General features: G+C 61.6%; 15 protein-coding genes and 1 tRNA gene. 4 read left to right on the top strand and 12 right to left on the bottom strand.

Features of this window, described 5'->3' with window-relative positions; all coding sequences use genetic code 11:
- The 3 genes from RTX98_RS08355 to RTX98_RS08345 form a co-directional block, all read right to left on the bottom strand.
- A partial coding sequence (locus RTX98_RS08355) for a 2-dehydropantoate 2-reductase N-terminal domain-containing protein (RefSeq protein WP_416223087.1) occupies positions 1-329 on the bottom strand: 329 nt, incomplete at its 3' end.
- Positions 330-331: 2 nt separating this feature from the next.
- Positions 332-1,483 carry a tRNA epoxyqueuosine(34) reductase QueG gene (gene queG / locus RTX98_RS08350; protein ID WP_312795912.1) on the bottom strand — a complete coding sequence of 384 codons (1,152 nt, stop codon included), beginning with the start codon at positions 1,481-1,483 and terminating at the stop codon, positions 332-334.
- 1 nt (position 1,484) lies between these two features.
- A complete protein-coding gene (locus RTX98_RS08345; RefSeq protein ID WP_189504119.1) occupies positions 1,485-2,177 on the bottom strand; it encodes a glutathione S-transferase family protein in 693 nt (230 codons plus the stop codon).
- Between the two features lie 206 nt (positions 2,178-2,383).
- Here RTX98_RS08345 and RTX98_RS08340 point away from each other — a divergent pair, with 206 nt between their 5' ends.
- The gene (locus RTX98_RS08340) at positions 2,384-3,190 is read left to right on the top strand and encodes an undecaprenyl-diphosphate phosphatase (protein ID WP_189504117.1); all 807 of its coding nucleotides are present in this window, start codon (positions 2,384-2,386) and stop codon (positions 3,188-3,190) included.
- A gap of 22 nt (positions 3,191-3,212) precedes the next feature.
- Here RTX98_RS08340 and RTX98_RS08335 read toward each other — a convergent pair whose 3' ends face one another.
- Entirely contained in the window at positions 3,213-4,190 is a 978-nt protein-coding gene (locus RTX98_RS08335) for a complex I NDUFA9 subunit family protein (RefSeq protein ID WP_312795910.1), read from the bottom strand.
- A 279-nt stretch (positions 4,191-4,469) separates the two neighbouring features.
- Between RTX98_RS08335 and RTX98_RS08330 the strand changes: the two genes are divergently transcribed.
- The gene (locus RTX98_RS08330; RefSeq protein ID WP_312795909.1) at positions 4,470-4,919 is read left to right on the top strand and encodes a DoxX family protein; all 450 of its coding nucleotides are present in this window, start codon (positions 4,470-4,472) and stop codon (positions 4,917-4,919) included.
- Between the two features lie 133 nt (positions 4,920-5,052).
- On the opposite strand, the gene rpsA is transcribed toward RTX98_RS08330, so the two are convergent.
- The 5 genes from rpsA to aroA all read right to left on the bottom strand — a co-directional run bounded on the left by rpsA (position 5,053) and on the right by aroA (position 10,074).
- Positions 5,053-6,750, bottom strand: coding sequence for a 30S ribosomal protein S1 (rpsA, locus tag RTX98_RS08325; RefSeq protein WP_312795908.1), 1,698 nt, complete (start codon positions 6,748-6,750; stop codon positions 5,053-5,055).
- 206 nt (positions 6,751-6,956) lie between these two features.
- Positions 6,957-7,601 (bottom strand): (d)CMP kinase, encoded by a 645-nt coding sequence (cmk, locus tag RTX98_RS08320; RefSeq protein ID WP_312795907.1) that lies wholly within the window; start codon positions 7,599-7,601, stop codon positions 6,957-6,959.
- On the bottom strand, positions 7,601-8,302 hold the full coding sequence (locus RTX98_RS08315) for an SDR family oxidoreductase (protein ID WP_312795906.1): 702 nt from the start codon (positions 8,300-8,302) through the stop codon (positions 7,601-7,603). Before RTX98_RS08315 ends, cmk begins: the two co-directional genes overlap by 1 nt.
- Positions 8,303-8,377: 75 nt before the next feature.
- The gene (locus RTX98_RS08310; RefSeq protein WP_312795905.1) at positions 8,378-8,731 is read right to left on the bottom strand and encodes a hypothetical protein; all 354 of its coding nucleotides are present in this window, start codon (positions 8,729-8,731) and stop codon (positions 8,378-8,380) included.
- Positions 8,732-8,733: 2 nt separating this feature from the next.
- Positions 8,734-10,074 carry a 3-phosphoshikimate 1-carboxyvinyltransferase gene (gene aroA, locus RTX98_RS08305; RefSeq protein WP_312795904.1) on the bottom strand — a complete coding sequence of 447 codons (1,341 nt, stop codon included), beginning with the start codon at positions 10,072-10,074 and terminating at the stop codon, positions 8,734-8,736.
- A gap of 275 nt (positions 10,075-10,349) precedes the next feature.
- On the opposite strand from aroA, the gene RTX98_RS08300 reads away from it, so the two are divergent.
- Positions 10,350-10,754 (top strand): TIGR02300 family protein, encoded by a 405-nt coding sequence (locus RTX98_RS08300; RefSeq protein WP_189504104.1) that lies wholly within the window; start codon positions 10,350-10,352, stop codon positions 10,752-10,754.
- A 174-nt stretch (positions 10,755-10,928) separates the two neighbouring features.
- Positions 10,929-11,004: transfer RNA gene (locus RTX98_RS08295), tRNA-Ala, on the top strand.
- A 99-nt stretch (positions 11,005-11,103) separates the two neighbouring features.
- On the opposite strand, the gene RTX98_RS08290 is transcribed toward RTX98_RS08295, so the two are convergent.
- The 3 genes from RTX98_RS08290 to RTX98_RS08280 all read right to left on the bottom strand — a co-directional run.
- The gene (locus RTX98_RS08290) at positions 11,104-12,219 is read right to left on the bottom strand and encodes an AI-2E family transporter (protein ID WP_312795903.1); all 1,116 of its coding nucleotides are present in this window, start codon (positions 12,217-12,219) and stop codon (positions 11,104-11,106) included.
- 108 nt (positions 12,220-12,327) lie between these two features.
- The gene (locus tag RTX98_RS08285) at positions 12,328-12,831 is read right to left on the bottom strand and encodes a sterol desaturase family protein (RefSeq protein WP_312795902.1); all 504 of its coding nucleotides are present in this window, start codon (positions 12,829-12,831) and stop codon (positions 12,328-12,330) included.
- The coding region (locus tag RTX98_RS08280; RefSeq protein WP_312795901.1) for an alpha-hydroxy-acid oxidizing protein at positions 12,828-13,170 on the bottom strand (343 nt) is incomplete at its 5' end. The genes RTX98_RS08280 and RTX98_RS08285, both read right to left, overlap by 4 nt.

Raw genomic sequence — 13,170 nt, 5'->3', positions numbered from 1 at the left:
GCCGTCACTGCAATGGATCGGCTATCTAGATAGCCGATCCATTGCAGTGACGGCGTATGGTTGCGCAGCAAGTCGCCGGCGGCGTTTAGGAGGGGATCACCCGCCGCATCGGGCGCGGCTGACAGGATCAGATGTGTGACCTCCTGCAGCTCGGCGGCGAGTTCAGCGGAAACGGATCCATCGAACTGGAAAGGCCGGATGCCGTTGCGCTGGACGTGCGCGAACTTGTCTGGTGAGCGCGTCGTGCCGGAAACAGTGACACCGGCTTGCGCAAAGCGACGCCCTATCGCGCGGCCGGAAAAGCCGGCGCCGAAAATCAAAACGCGCATGGTCATGCGTCCTCAAACACCGGTAAGGCAGTTCGCCACTCCGCGCGCACATCCGTGTCGACCTCATCGGCATGACGCTCGCTGAGACGAACAAACACAGCGCGCGGCATCAACCGGGATAGCGCCCACACGGCGGCACCGCGCACCAGCGGGTTTGGATCGCTGAGCAGCGCCTCACATGGCGGGATCAACGCCGGATCCGCGGAATTGCCGGCCGCGATCAGAACGTTGCGAAGGAAGCGGTCGCGCCCGATGCGTTTGACCGGCGATCCACTAAACAGCGTGCGGAACGCTGGATCGTCGAGCGCAAGCAGATCAGCCAACCCCGGCGCACGCAGATCATCCCGCGCCGCAAACTTCGCTTCCGCCGCAACTCTTGCGAACTTGTTCCACGGGCAGGCGGCGAGGCAATCGTCGCAGCCATAGATGCGGTTGCCGATCGCGGTCCTGAATTCGGGTGGGATTGGGCCCTTGTTCTCGATCGTCAGGTAGGAAATGCAGCGTCGCGCATCCAACCGATAAGGTGCCGGAAATGCGTTGGTTGGGCAGGCGGTCTGACAAGCATTGCAGCGGCCGCAGTGATCGATCACCGCATCGTCCGGTTCCAGTTCGGCCGTGGTGAAGATCGAGCCGAGGAAGAGCCAGGAGCCGAAGTGGCGGCTTACCAAGTTGGTGTGCTTGCCCTGCCAGCCCAGCCCGGCCTGTTCGGCCAGCGGCTTTTCCATCACCGGTGCCGTATCGACGAAAACCTTGACGTCGGCGCCCGCGCGAGACGCGAACTTGCCGGCAAGCGTTTTCAGCTTGCCTTTGACGACATCATGGTAATCGCGGTTCTGCGCATAAACGGAGATGGCCGCGCGATCCTTCTTGGCATGAACCGCGCGCGGATCGCTGTCGGGGCCGTAATTCATGCCGAGCATGATCACGGAACGAACCTCGCCCCATAGCGTCTGTGGATCGGCACGCTCGTCAGAGCGCGTTTCCATCCAGTCCATGGAGCCATGACAGCCCTCGCCCAGGAAGATCTGCAGCCGCTCAGGCGCGCGAGGTATGGCATCCGGCAGGGTGATGCCGACGGCATCGAACCCGACGGCTCTCGCCTCGACTTCGAGGAAAGCCCGCAACCGCGCTGCCCTCCCGGAAGCCGGCATCATCTTAGAAATCCAGATCCGCGTAATGCGACACAGGAGAAACGCCGCGCACCCGGTCGGCCAGAACCGAGCGGAAGGCGGGGCGCGATTTCATGCGCGTGTACCAGTCCTTGGCGGCCGGATATTCGCTCCAATTGATTTCGCCGAGATAATCAAGCGTGGAGAGCGCGGCAGCACCCGCCATGTCGGCATAAGTGATCCGGTCGCCCGCCAGCCAGTTGCGCGTTCCGGCCAGCCAATTCGTATATTTCAGATGCTGCTTCAGGTTGGAGCGCGCCGTGCGGATCACGGCCGAATCCGGCGATCCACCGCCTTCGCCGGCCGGCATCAGCGGCTTGTAAACGCGTTCACGCACGAGGTGGCGCGTCACTTCGTTTTCGGTCTTGCCGAGATACCAGTCCACCAGCCGGCGGATTTCCGCCCGCTCGACGGAGGTGTCGGCAAACAAGCGCCGCTCGCGCTTCAGCACGCCGCGCGTTTCATCGATATATTCGGAGATCACCGTGCCACCGACGATTGGGACATCGCCCTCGGCCAGCAGTACGGGGATGGAGCCCGCCGGGTTCAGCGACAGGAATTCCTTGCGCCGGGCCCAGGGCCGTTCCTCGATCAGCGCGATCTCCTCGCCATATTCCCCAAAGATGAGGCGAATGAACCGGCTGGCTGCGGACATGGGGTGATGGAAAAGGGTCAGCATATCCGCTTCTGAACTGAGAGGCTGGCAATCAACCGGCTGTGCCGCTACAGGCCGCGCCCGTTATATGAAGCCGCGGTCAAGGCAGGTCCTATAGGAGCAGATCGCGGTCCTGACAAGCAAGCGCTGCATTGGGTCATGACTCGGACAAGGTTCATGCGCAATGGTGCCGGCTCCGCCGCACCCCCACCGGCTCCGAAGGTAAATTCATGGCAGACCAGACAATCGTTGAAGCGCTTCTTCTCGGCGCATTGGAAGGTCTGACCGAATTTCTGCCGGTGTCGTCAACCGGCCACCTCCTGCTGGTCGGTCACTTCCTCGGCTTCGAATCGACCGGCAAGTCCTTTGAAGTGCTGATTCAGCTCGGCGCGATCCTGGCGATCCTGACCGTGTATTTCACGCGGCTGAAGGACCTGATCGTGCATCTGCCACGCTCTCGAGCAACGCAGCGCTTCGTGCTTGGCGTTCTCGTCGCCTTTTTGCCCGCAGCCGTGATCGGCGCGCTGGCGCATGGCTTCATCAAGGCTGTGCTGTTTGAAGCCCCCGTGACGATCTGCATTGCGCTCATCCTTGGCGGCATCGTCCTGTTGTGGGTGGATCGCCGCGCGGAAACGCCGGTCTACAAGGACCTCATCGATTATCCGCTGTCGCTTTGCTTCAAGATCGGCCTGTTCCAGTGCCTGGCCATGATCCCCGGCACATCGCGTTCCGGCTCGACCATCGTTGGCGCCTTGCTGATGGGCGCTAGCAAGCGGTCGGCGGCGGAATTCTCGTTCTTTCTGGCCATGCCGACAATGGCCGGCGCTTTCACGCTCGACCTCATCAAGAACTGGAATGTGCTGAGCGCAGCCGATCTGCCGATCATCGGCGCCGGCTTCATCACCGCCTTTATCGTGGCGGTGCTGGTGGTGCGCTCACTGCTCGATTTCGTATCGAAGCGCGGCTACGCCATCTTCGGCTGGTGGCGCATTGTCGTAGGAACGCTGGGCCTCATCGGCCTTCTCGCCATGCGGTGAGAAGGCGACAGGCTTCGTCAAATCAAGCGTGGCGGCCGACGCGGGTGTATTGGCCGGCGACGCGGTAGCGCCACAGATAGCTCGGCAGGATCGCGTCCACTGTTTCAGGCGTGATGCCGAGACCGCTCAGCGTCCGGCCATCCCTGATCGCTTCTTCAGACACGACATTGTCGGACTTCAGCAGCGTGACCTGATCGCTGGTGAGGAGGTGGCCCGGCAGCATGCCGAGGATCGCGCCTTGCAGCTTGGCAATCGGCCAAGGCACGGACACGAGCGGGCGGCGGCGATCCACCACATCCAGCATGTGCTCCATGCACTCGCGGAAGGTCAGCACTTCAGGCCCGCCAAGCTCGTAAACACGACCGCCAGCAATGCGTCCATCCACCGACATCGCAGCGGCTTCCGCGACATCGCCGACATAGACCGGCTGCAGCCGCGTCTTGCCGCCGCCAAGCAGCGGAAGCATGGGGGAATAGCGCGCCATGTCGGCGAAGCGGTTGAAGAAGCTGTCTTCCGGTCCAAAAACAATCGAGGGCCGCAGGATCACGGCGTCCGGGGATGTCTCCAGAACGGCCTGCTCGCCGCGTGCCTTGCTGCGGGCATAGATCGACTCGGAGCCATCATTGGCGCCGATCGCGGAAATATGCGTCAGAGGTGCACCGGCCGCCCGGGCTGCTTCCGCCACCGAGCGCGCGCCGAAATCCTGCACCGTGTTGAAGCTCTGCCGACCGCTTTCGAACAGGATGCCGACGGCGTTGACAACGTAATCGGCACCTTCCACCGCGCGGTCTACCGACCAGCGATAGCGCAGGTTGGCCTGTATTGGTTGGATCTGGCCAATCGTGCCCATCGGCTGCGTATGGTTGGCGAGTTCCGGACGGCGGCAGGCAACGCGCACCTGGTAACCGCGCTTGGCCAGCGCACGCACGATGTGGCGCCCGACAAAGCCTGAGCCTCCGAACACGGTTACGAGCTTCGGGCTTGCCTTGATGGTCGTCATGATCGGGTCTCCGGCGCGGATGCCTGTTTGTTGGAAGCGATATATTCGCTTTAACGAGCAAGGCAAAGGTGCGCTTTGCCGCGTTAGGCGCAGAAATGCATCGGCAGGACGACAGATGATGATCCGGCTGGCACGTCATCAGGATCATCGAAGGGCGATCACTAAGTCGTGCTTCTCGATTTGCGAACAGTGTTTCAAGGCCGGAGCGTCTTGACGCCGGCACGCCCTTTGACTTCAAGCCAACCATTGTTCTCAAAACCTGATCGGAGTCCTCCCCTTATGGTCCAACCCGTCAACCCGAACCGCCGCTTGATCATTCCCGCACTGGGCGGGCTCTATGCTTCCGCGTATGAAGGCGCCGAAACGCTGCTGCGCGTCATCGCCGGCGGTTTCCTCGTGATCCATGGTTTTCCTAAGATCATGAACCCGTTCGGTGCAGCAGGTATGGTCGAATCGATCGGCTTCTATCCGCCTACCTTCTGGGCGCTGATGCTTGCGCTCGGCGAGTTCGGCGGCGGGCTTTTGCTGATGATCGGCCTGCTGACGCGTCCGGCAGCGGCGGTCACCACCTTCATCCTGTTGGTGACGGTGTACTTCCACTGGATCCTGCAGGCACAGGGCTTTTCCGGTGCGGAAAAGTCGCTCCTCTGGGCTGCCATCACGCTCTTCTTCGTGATCCGCGGCGGCAACCGTCATTCGGTGGACGCAAAGATCGGCCGCGAGTTCTAAGCGCTCCGTTTCAATTACCGCTCAAAGAAAAACCCCGCCGGATCGCTCCGGCGGGGTTTTTCGTATTCGTTGAACCGCATTTTTCGCCGCATTCCCGGACGGAAAACCGATTCCCACTTTTCCTGGGAAAGCTTTAGTTGCCGCGGTTCTTGAGGGCTGCGCCCAGGATGTCGCCGAGCGAGGCGCCCGAGTCGGTCGAACCGTACTGTGCGACGGCTTCCTTCTCTTCGGCGATTTCCAGCGCCTTGATGGAAACCTGCAGGCGACGGGTCTTCTTGTCGAAGGCGATGACGCGAGCGTCGACCTTCTGGCCGACCGAGAAACGCTCTGGGCGCTGCTCGTCACGGTCACGCGACAGATCGGAGCGACGAACGAAGCTTTCCATGTCGTGATCGACGAGCTTCACTTCGATGCCGCCATCGGTGATGCCCGTCACTTCACAGGTCACGATCGCGTTCTTGCGCAGTTCACCCGAAGCAGCGGCTTCGCCGACAGCGTCCTTGCCGAGCTGCTTGATGCCGAGCGAGATACGCTCCTTCTCGACATCGACGTCGAGAACCTGAGCCTGCACCATTTCACCGCGGTTGTATTCTTCGATGACCTGCTCGCCCGGACGGTTCCAGTCGAGATCCGACAGGTGAACCATGCCGTCGACATCGCCATCGAGACCGATGAACAGGCCGAACTCGGTCTTGTTCTTGACCTCGCCCTCGACCTGGCTGCCAACCGGATGGTTGCGAGCGAACGCTTCCCATGGGTTCTCAAGGGTCTGCTTGAGACCGAGCGAGATGCGGCGCTTGGACGGATCCACCTCGAGCACGACAACGTCGACAGCCTGCGTGGTCGACAGGATCTTGCCCGGATGGACGTTCTTCTTGGTCCAGGACATTTCCGACACGTGGATCAGGCCTTCGATGCCTGGCTCCAGTTCCACGAACGCACCGTAATCGGTGATGTTCGTGACCGTACCGGCGATCTTCTTGCCGATCGGGAACTTGGTGCCGATGTCGGACCACGGATCAGACTCGAGCTGCTTCATGCCGAGCGAGATACGGTGGGTTTCCTGGTTGATGCGGATGATCTGCACCTTGACCGTCTGACCGATGTTGAGGATTTCGGTCGGATGGTTGACGCGGCGCCAGGCCATGTCGGTGACGTGCAGCAGGCCGTCGATGCCGCCCAGATCAACGAACGCACCGTAGTCGGTGATGTTCTTGACCACACCCTCGACCACCTGACCCTCTTCGAGGTTCTGGACGATCTCGGAACGCTGCTCGGCGCGGCTCTCTTCGAGAACGGTGCGGCGCGAAACAACGATGTTGCCGCGACGACGATCCATCTTCAGGATCTCGAAGGGCTGCGGGTTGTGCATCAGCGGGGTGACGTCGCGGATCGGACGGATATCGACCTGGGAGCGCGGCAGGAACGCCACGGCGCCGTCGAGATCGACCGTGAAGCCGCCCTTGACCTGGTTGAAGATGACGCCTTCGACGCGCTCGCTGGCGTTGAACTTCTCTTCGAGGCGGACCCAGCTTTCTTCGCGGCGAGCCTTGTCGCGCGACAGCATGGCTTCGCCCAGCGCGTTTTCGATGCGCTCGACATAGACTTCGACGGTGTCGCCCACCTTGAGCTCGCCGTCCTTGGCCTTGGCGCCGAATTCCTTCAGCGGAACGCGACCTTCGACCTTCAGGCCGACGTCGATGATTGCCATGTCTTTTTCAATGGCAGTCACGATGCCCTTGACGACGGCACCTTCGGAAGAAGCATTCTCAGAAAACGACTCTTCGAGCAGGCTGGCGAAATCGTCGCGGGATGGATTGGATTGTGACATATAATCTCCTGGAAACCGCGTCCTCATAGGATGCGGCAGGCGCCGTGGGTTCGTGTTGCGTTTGCCTGCCGAACATCCCGGACAAATGAATGCCCTGTGCTGCTTTGCGAGCAGCGGGTCCGGCGCATGGAATGCAGGCAGGCAGGTTTCAATCGGATCCGTAGGAATATGGGTGCGCTTGAACGCGGACCAAATACTTTTTGGATCTAGATCGTGCTTCCGACGGCAAGATTATCGTCGATGATCGTCTTTGCCGCTGAAAACGCGGCTTCTATATCCATTTGCGAGGTGTCAAGCAAGTGGGCGTCCTCGGCCGGCTTCAACGGCGAGTCGGCCCGGCCCATGTCCCGCGCATCGCGTTTTTCGATGTCGGCGAGGATGGTCTCATAGGAAGCATCCTTGCCGCCTGCCGTCATTTCGTCATGACGACGCCTGGCCCGCACCTCAGGCGAGGCCGTCACATAAAGCTTCACGCTGGCATCCGGGCAAACCACCGTGCCGATATCGCGCCCGTCCAGCACCGCGCCATCGGCTGCAAAGGCCCGCTGCTTGTCGACCAGGATGCGCCTGACGGTGGGCATGACCGCAACCTTCGAAGCCGCTTCACCCACGGCATGCTGAGACAGCACCTCGCGATCCATCGCGCCGAGATCGAGTTGTCTTGCGGCGGTTTCGGCCGCCGAGACGTTTTCAAGCGGCAGTCCGAGTTCCAGCAAGCGATGGGCGACTGCGCGATAGGTCAGCCCGGTATCGAGATGCGGCAGGTCATAATGTGCCGCCAACCGGCGCGCCAGCGTGCCTTTACCGGACGCAGCAGGTCCGTCGATGGCGATAATCAAACGCTTCGCCATCAAACAGACCGCAACAGCCCGCCATCGACCCGGATGCTCTGACCGGTAATGTAAGCCGCGCCTTCCGAAGCCAGGAAGGCGATGGTGGCGGCGATTTCGTCGGCCTTGCCGTAGCGCTTCATCGGCACACTTTCGCGGCGCTCGTCGGTTGCGGGCAGGCTGTCGATCCAACCCGGCAGCACATTGTTCATGCGCACGTTTTGGGCGGCATATTCATCCGCAAAGAGCTTGGTGTAGGCGGACAGGCCGGCGCGGGCCACAGCCGAGGTCGGGAACATCGCGCTCGGCTCGTCGATCCATGCGGTCGAGATGTTGATGATCGCACCGCCGCCTTGCGTCGCCATGATCGGCGCCACCAGCCGCGTCGCGCGCACCACATTCATGAAGTAAACATCGAAGCCGGTATGCCATTGCTCGTCGGAGATACCGAGCAAGGCGGCACGCGGACCATGCCCGGCGCCATTCACCAGTACGTCGATGCGCCCGAAGGTCGACACCGCGCCATCCACGAAGCGCTTGAGATCGTCCGGCGACTGGTTGGATCCGGTAAAGCCGAAGCCGCCGAGCTCCTTGGCCAAGGCCTCGCCCTTGCCGGAAGACGACATCACACCGAGCTTGAAGCCGTCAGCATGGAGCTTTCGTGCGGCAGCCGCGCCCATTCCCGAGCCACCTCCTACGACGATCGCGACCTTGTCGGGCATGGCATGTCCTTTCCGTGAAGCTGTTGATCGAGAACCGATAGGTCAAAGCGGCGAAGCTGCGCAAGCCGCCAGGCGTCAGACCCGCTCGCGCTCGCTGTTGCCCACAAGCGCACCGATGACATAGCCGATGAGCCAGCCCAGTGCGGGGACGGTGAGCAGGGTCAGCACCTGGCCCCATTCGTCATCGATGTAAGGGGTTGTGGGATCGCGATTGTCGAAGCCGCGGATCAGGCCGGTTGCGAACAGCACGAGCGGCAAGAACAGAAACCAGAAGGTGACGGCATGGCCGGGATAGCCGCTGGTTCGCGCCGCGGTGCTGCGCCGCGTTGCCATGCCCGCCCAGACCACGAAAGGCACGCAGGCCACGGCATAGAAGGCGTAGCCCAGAAGGGGCTCAACCAGGAACTGGATGAGGAAGAGCCAATCCATGCCTATTCGATAACAGCGCCCAGCCCGGCCATCAGATCCATGAACTCAGGGAAGCTGGTGGCGATCATGGCGCGGTCGTCAACCGTGACGGGCTTCTCCGCAGCCAGTCCCATCACAAGGAAGGCCATGGCGATGCGGTGGTCGAGATGCGTTTCCACGTGACCGCCGCCCAGGCCCTTGCCGCCCGGCCGGCCGATCACCGACAGGGATGCCTCACCTTCCGTGCACTCAACGCCGTTGGCCTTCAAACCGGCAGCAACGGCAGCAAGGCGGTCAGACTCTTTCACGCGCAACTCGTCCAGCCCATCCATGACCGTCGTGCCTTCGGCAAACGAAGCGGCGACGGCCAGCACTGGATATTCATCGATCATCGACGGCGCCCGCTCCGGCGGAACGATCACGCCGCGCAAATCGGACGAGCGCACGCGCAGATCGGCCACATCTTCGCCGCCGGCATTGCGCGGGTTCAGAAGCTCGATATCGGCGCCCATTTCCTGCAGGGTCAGGATCAGGCCGGTCCGGGTCGGGTTCATCAACACGTTTTCGATCGTGATGTCCGAACCCGGCACGAGCAACGCTGCCACCAGCGGGAAGGCGGCCGAGGAGGGATCGCCTGGCACAGCGATGATCTGGCCGGTCAGCTTGCCTTCGCCCTCGATGCGGATTGTGCGCAGGCCTGTTGCATCGGTCTCGACTTCGATGTTCGCACCGAAGCCGCGCAGCATCTTTTCGGTATGGTCGCGCGTCATCACCGGCTCCAGCACAGTGGTGATGCCTGGCGTGTTGAGGCCTGCGAGCAGAACGGCCGACTTCACCTGCGCCGACGGCATCGGCACGCGATAGGTGATGGGCGCGGCATGTTTGGGACCGCGCAGGGTCAGAGGCATGCGATCACCCGATGCTGCGTTCAAGACCTGCACGCCCATTTCGCGAAGGGGATCGAGGACGCGCGCCATCGGCCGCTTCGACAAGGATGCATCGCCGATGAAGGTCGTTTCCATGTCATAGGTGCCGACCAGGCCCATAGTCAGCCTCGAACCCGTGCCGGCATTGCCGAAATCGAGCGGCGCTTCCGGCTGCAACAAACAGCCATTGCCGGTGCCCTGGATCACCCATTCCGCGCCATTGCGCTCGATCCTGGCACCCATAGCCTTAATCGCTTCGCCCGTGCGTAACACGTCTTCGCCCTCGAGCAGGCCGGTGATGCGGGTTTCGCCCGATGCCAGACCGCCGAACATGAAGGAGCGATGGGAGATCGACTTGTCGCCGGGAACGCGAACGCGGCCGGTCAGGGCGTCGGCGCGATGCGCGGTGGCGGGCTGGGGCAGAGGGGAATGGGACATCGCAACAAGGAAAAAGAGGAGCAACGAGCCGGTAAGCGGGCGCCGCCGGCGGTGGCTTCCGTAACACCCTTTCTCAACCCGGTCATCCCTGCAGCGGCGACTTGTTCGCACCCGAACAACACGCGGGTAAGACAGAGTGGGCGACAAGCGCTGCCAAAGGCTTTGACAGGCTTAGGAACTGTTTGTATGGGGTCCGCACTTCTAAACAGGACCGACGGAGCATGTCGCCCGCTTCAGGCGAGTGTGCCACGGCTCCCATGAGACACGAGGCAACCGTGGCAAATCCAGAGCTTGGCACCAAGCGTGTCTGCCCCGAAACCGGGCGCAAATTCTACGACCTGAACAAGGATCCGATCGTCTCGCCCTATACGGGCAAGACCTATCCGCTGAGCTTCTTCGAAACCATCGCAGCTCCGACGCGCGCTGCATCGCGTGTCGAGGAAGATGAGGAAGCCAAGGAAACGCCTGAGGTCGAAGAGGCCGATGACGAAGCTGAAACCATCTCGCTTGAAGAAGCCGATGAGGACAGCAAGGACGACGACAACCTTCCCGACATCGACGAAGACGATGATGTCGATCTCGGCGACGATGATGAAGACACCTTCCTTGAAGACGAGGAAGACGAAGACGACGATCTTGAAGACATCGTTCGCGGTGGCGACGAAGACGACGAAGGCTGATCTTTTCAGCTCGGCGCGCTCAGCATAGCGCGCCCATTTCGAGCGCCGACAAAGAAAGGCGCTCGAAGCTCTCGGAAGGGCTTGATCTCTTCGAGAAGCGCGGTTAGAAGCCGCCCACCGTGACGGCGCAAGCAGTCACGCCAGCACCACCGGCAGCAACCTGCCGGATCTGATGGGGCCATAGCTCAGCTGGGAGAGCGCCTGCATGGCATGCAGGAGGTCAGCGGTTCGATCCCGCTTGGCTCCACCAAACTTCCTTTCTTCTCCATTTTACAGGTCTGCCGCCTCTCACGCGCATATGCGCGGTGATGCCAAGGGCGGAGACTTGCGCCCCCGCCTCATCATACGCTTACCCGGCCTGAGAGGGCAGGGTGTCGTTCACGATCACGCGAGTGGTTGGTGTCGCGGTGGTGTTGTTGCGGTCCTCTGCGAAGAGCGACCAGACCGCGATAAACAGCGCTGCGATCAGCGGGCCCACAACGAAGCCGTTGACCCCAATCAGCGCGATTCCGCCCAGCGTGGAAACCAGAACCACATAATCCGGCATCCGCGTTCCCGCACCCACCAGCGGCGGCCGCAGGAGATTGTCGACCAGCCCGATCACCAGAACGCCGACCGCAACCAGGATCGCGCCTTGGAGATAAGCGCCGGACAAGAACAGATAGGCGGCGACGGGTCCCCACACGATGGCCGCACCCACTGCCGGCAAGAGCGACAGGATCACCATGAAGACGCCCCAGAGAAGGGCTGCCGGAATGCCGAGGAAGTAAAAGGTGACGCCGCCGATCGCGCCCTGGATCAGGGCAATGATGACATTGCCCTTCACGGTCGCCTTCACCACTGAGCTGAACTTGTTGAGGATATGATTGGTGTGATGCAGGCTGAGCGGGCTTGCATTGCGGATCTTGGCAGCAAGCGAGCGGCCGTCCTTGAACAGGAAGAAGAGGACGTAGAGCATTACGCCGAGGCCCACCACGAGCTGGGCGGTACCTTGTCCGATTGTTACAAGCCGGCTTGCGATGATCTGCGACGCGCGGCCGAGAAAACCGGTCAAACGCTGCTGGATTTCGTCCAGTGTGCCGAGGTTGAACCGTTCTAACAGTTCCGTGACGAAACCGGGAAGCGCATCGTGAACATGCTGCACCACGATCGCGGGATTGGTCTGGCTTGAACTGATCCGGTCATAAAGGCTGGTTGCCTGGGCAGCCAGCGAAGACAAAACGATCACGCCGGGGATCAGCACGATGCAAATACAGGCAAGCACGCTCAAAGCCGCCGCCCAGCCACGCCGCCCTCCGAGCTTTATCGTGAGCCATCGCTGCAGCGGATTGAACAGGATGGCGAGGATCACTGCCCATAAAACCGCGCCATAAAAGGGAAGGAGCAGCCAGATGAACGCGATCGTGACCAGAACGATCACGACAACGAAGCTTGCCTGCTCGGCGCGGGGTTTAAGGTCAGCCATGTCAGATGCTCTGGGCGTGAGAGGGTCAGTCGCGAAGCTCCACCTATCACGCATTAAGCCAAGATGACGACGGCTCGTTGGTAAGAGTAAGGCGCGCCGGCGCGGTTTTTACAGCGGCGTATGATCTGCAGGCTTCGCAGCCTTGCGCCGTTCGCCCAGCGTCTTCGACAATTCGGCCACTGGAGGCGCGTAAAGAAAGCCGAACGACACAGCGCCGTCCTTTTCGTCGACGGCGTGATGCAGGCGATGCGCTTGGTACAAACGCTTGAGATAACCGCTACGCGGCGGCTTCTTGAACAGCCAGCGCTGATGCACCAGCCCATCGTGGAAGACGAAGTACAGGACACCGTAAGCGGTCACGCCGATCGCGATCCAGGTCAACAGCGGCACCCAGGTGCCCAGCGCAAACAAAGCGACAGCGGCGACGGCAAAGACCAGCGCATAAAGGTCGTTCTTTTCGAACGGGCCATGATGCTCATCATGCTCTTCGTGATGGGACTTATGCCAGCCCCAGCCCCAGCCATGCATCACCCAGCGATGCAGGGCATAAGCGCCGAATTCCATAAGGACGACGACAGCCAATGAAATGAGGAGCCCGAAGACGATGTTCATGACGCGAAAACTCCGTTCGCAGGCAGAAGCGGAACCTGGCGCAAGGCTTGGAGATCCCCAACGCCGGCGCAGAAGCAGCTGATCCGCAACTGTTCGATCGTGACACCGTAAGCCTCGATCACCGCTTCGGTCGAGTCCAAGGCCGGTCCGAGTATGCCAGCCGCCTGGCCCACGAGGTCGGCGCCAAGGCGGATTGCCTTGGCGGCATCGACGCCGTTGCGGATTCCACCTGACCCGATAACGAAAATGTTAGGCAGCGCAGCTCTGACGGAAGCGATTGCCTGAGGCGTAGGGAGGCCCCAGTCAGCGAAGGGCTGGGCGATCGCGCGCTGACGTTCG

Source organism: Tianweitania sp., assembly GCF_032053605.1.
Lineage (GTDB): Bacteria > Pseudomonadota > Alphaproteobacteria > Rhizobiales > Rhizobiaceae > Tianweitania.
This window is presented reverse-complemented; position numbering and strand designations above follow the sequence as displayed.

What these genes read in the sequence shown, in the direction of transcription:
- queG (WP_312795912.1), bottom strand. Translation starts at nt 1,483, where the DNA reads ATGATGCCGGCTTCCGGGAGGGCAGCGCGGTTGCGGGCTTTCCTCGAA.
- RTX98_RS08345 (WP_189504119.1), bottom strand. Translation starts at nt 2,177, where the DNA reads ATGCTGACCCTTTTCCATCACCCCATGTCCGCAGCCAGCCGGTTCATT.
- RTX98_RS08340 (WP_189504117.1), top strand. Translation starts at nt 2,384, where the DNA reads ATGGCAGACCAGACAATCGTTGAAGCGCTTCTTCTCGGCGCATTGGAA.
- RTX98_RS08335 (WP_312795910.1), bottom strand. Translation starts at nt 4,190, where the DNA reads ATGACGACCATCAAGGCAAGCCCGAAGCTCGTAACCGTGTTCGGAGGC.
- RTX98_RS08330 (WP_312795909.1), top strand. Translation starts at nt 4,470, where the DNA reads ATGGTCCAACCCGTCAACCCGAACCGCCGCTTGATCATTCCCGCACTG.
- rpsA (WP_312795908.1), bottom strand. Translation starts at nt 6,750, where the DNA reads ATGTCACAATCCAATCCATCCCGCGACGATTTCGCCAGCCTGCTCGAA.
- cmk (WP_312795907.1), bottom strand. Translation starts at nt 7,601, where the DNA reads ATGGCGAAGCGTTTGATTATCGCCATCGACGGACCTGCTGCGTCCGGT.
- RTX98_RS08315 (WP_312795906.1), bottom strand. Translation starts at nt 8,302, where the DNA reads ATGCCCGACAAGGTCGCGATCGTCGTAGGAGGTGGCTCGGGAATGGGC.
- RTX98_RS08310 (WP_312795905.1), bottom strand. Translation starts at nt 8,731, where the DNA reads ATGGATTGGCTCTTCCTCATCCAGTTCCTGGTTGAGCCCCTTCTGGGC.
- aroA (WP_312795904.1), bottom strand. Translation starts at nt 10,074, where the DNA reads ATGTCCCATTCCCCTCTGCCCCAGCCCGCCACCGCGCATCGCGCCGAC.
- RTX98_RS08290 (WP_312795903.1), bottom strand. Translation starts at nt 12,219, where the DNA reads ATGGCTGACCTTAAACCCCGCGCCGAGCAGGCAAGCTTCGTTGTCGTG.
- RTX98_RS08285 (WP_312795902.1), bottom strand. Translation starts at nt 12,831, where the DNA reads ATGAACATCGTCTTCGGGCTCCTCATTTCATTGGCTGTCGTCGTCCTT.